General features: G+C 68.7%; 2 protein-coding genes. One reads left to right on the top strand and one right to left on the bottom strand.

The genetic code is table 11. The annotated features are described in order from the left end of the window. Positions 1-41 precede the first annotated feature (41 nt). Positions 42-833, top strand: a complete 792-nt coding sequence (locus B551_RS17635; protein ID WP_006579302.1) for an endonuclease/exonuclease/phosphatase family protein — start codon at positions 42-44, stop codon at positions 831-833. 52 nt (positions 834-885) lie between these two features. Here B551_RS17635 and mobB read toward each other — a convergent pair whose 3' ends face one another. After that, positions 886-1395 carry a molybdopterin-guanine dinucleotide biosynthesis protein B gene (gene mobB / locus B551_RS17630; protein ID WP_006579301.1) on the bottom strand — a complete coding sequence of 170 codons (510 nt, stop codon included), beginning with the start codon at positions 1393-1395 and terminating at the stop codon, positions 886-888. Positions 1396-1731: the final 336 nt, after the last annotated feature.

The raw sequence follows: 1731 nt of genomic DNA, 5'->3' as shown, positions 1-1731 counted from the left end.
GCCCTACCGCGGCAGCGCGCCGGCCAGGCCGGAGGGACGCGATGAAGTTGCGCGTGGTCACCTACAACATTCACAAGGGACTGACCGGCTTCGCGCGCCGCCCGCGCATCCAGCACGTCCGCGACGGCCTGCAGACGGTCGACGCCGACATCGTGTTCCTGCAGGAAGTGCAGGACCGCAACGATCGCCTGGTGGCCGCCGCGCTGTTCGATTCCGACTACACGCAGCTGAACTACCTGGCGACCGACGCCTATCCGCATTCGGTCTACGGCCGCAACGCGGTCTACGACCACGGCCATCACGGCAACGCGATCCTGTCGCGCCATCCGATCCTGATGTCGGAGAACCTCGATATCTCGGACCATCGCTTCGAGCAGCGCGGGCTGCTGCATGCGGTGGCCGATGTCCACGGCATCGAGGCGCATCTGATCTGCGTGCATTTCGGCCTGTTCGCGCGCAGCCGGGCGCGCCAGGCCGAGGCGCTGGTGGAACGCGTGCGCAACGTGGTGCCGGCGGACGCGCCGCTGGTGATCGCCGGCGACTTCAACGACTGGAACCACCGGCTCGACGCGCTGATCTGCAATACGCTCGGCGCGCTGGAGGCCTCGCATGCGCGCGGGTCGCGGCTGCATACCTTTCCGAGCCATATGCCGTGGTGGCAGCTCGACCGGATCTATGTGCGCGGCTTCGAGATCGAGCGCGCCCGCGTGCTGACCGGACGCGACTGGGCCCAGCGTTCGGACCATGTGCCGCTGGTCGCCGAGCTCGCGCGGCCGCAGGTGCCCGAGGTCAATCCGCGGCACAGCGACGAGACAGCGGGCGCGGCCGGCTAGTCGCGCGGTTCGCTGGCCCGGCGGCGAAGCCGCGCTACAGCTTTCGCTTCAGCTATAGCCCTGCCTGCTGCCGTACGAAGGCTTCGATGGCGTCGATCCGGTTCAGGTCGAGCACCGGCAGCCGGGTCAGCGGGGCCACCTGCTCGGGGTCGTCCGTGGCGACGCCGACGATGCCGGGCACGTCGGGCCACAGCGGCGGCCGGCCATGGCCGGGACGATAGACCTCGAGCTTGGGCACGTCGCTGTGCTTGTATCCCTCGACCAGAACCAGGTCGGTATCGGCGGGCAGCACCGCCAGCGCGTCGGCCAGTTCGGGCGAGGGCACGCCTTCGTCGTAGCGGCGCATCAGCGTCAGATGGCGCGCGCCGACCAGCACCACATTGGCGCAGCCGGCCTCGCGCATGCGCCACGAATCCTTGCCCGGGGTGTCCGGGTCGAATCCGTGATGGGTGTGTTTGATGCCGGCCACGCGCAGCCCGGCAGCGACGAAGCGGGGGATCAACTGGTCCAGCAAGGTGGTCTTGCCGCTGCCGGAAGTGCCGGCGATACCGAAAACCTTCACGATCGAATCAGCTCAGTGCGCGGGGGCGAGGGTGGGACGATGTCGTGGACGAGGCTGTCAACGCAGACGCCATCGCAGCCGCCAACGAAGTGGGGAACAAAATCCGGAACAAAGTCGGGAATAAAGCGCGACGATAGCAGAGTCGGGCCGCGCCCGTCCGTCCCGTCCCGCCTGCCCCCGCGCCGGACCCGATGCCCGGTCCGACATACCGCGCCGCTGCGCGTCGGGTGGCGTTTCCGCCGCCAGGTGACCGATAATGCCGTCATGTCCTTGCCCGAGAGCCCAAGCGAATCCGTCCGCTCTTCCATGACCGCCGTCGCCCATGCGGTGGAAGGC

This window comes from Cupriavidus sp. HPC(L) (genome assembly GCF_000307735.3).
Classification (GTDB): domain Bacteria; phylum Pseudomonadota; class Gammaproteobacteria; order Burkholderiales; family Burkholderiaceae; genus Cupriavidus.
This window is presented reverse-complemented; position numbering and strand designations above follow the sequence as displayed.

What these genes read in the sequence shown, in the direction of transcription:
- B551_RS17635 (WP_006579302.1), top strand. Translation starts at nt 42, where the DNA reads ATGAAGTTGCGCGTGGTCACCTACAACATTCACAAGGGACTGACCGGC.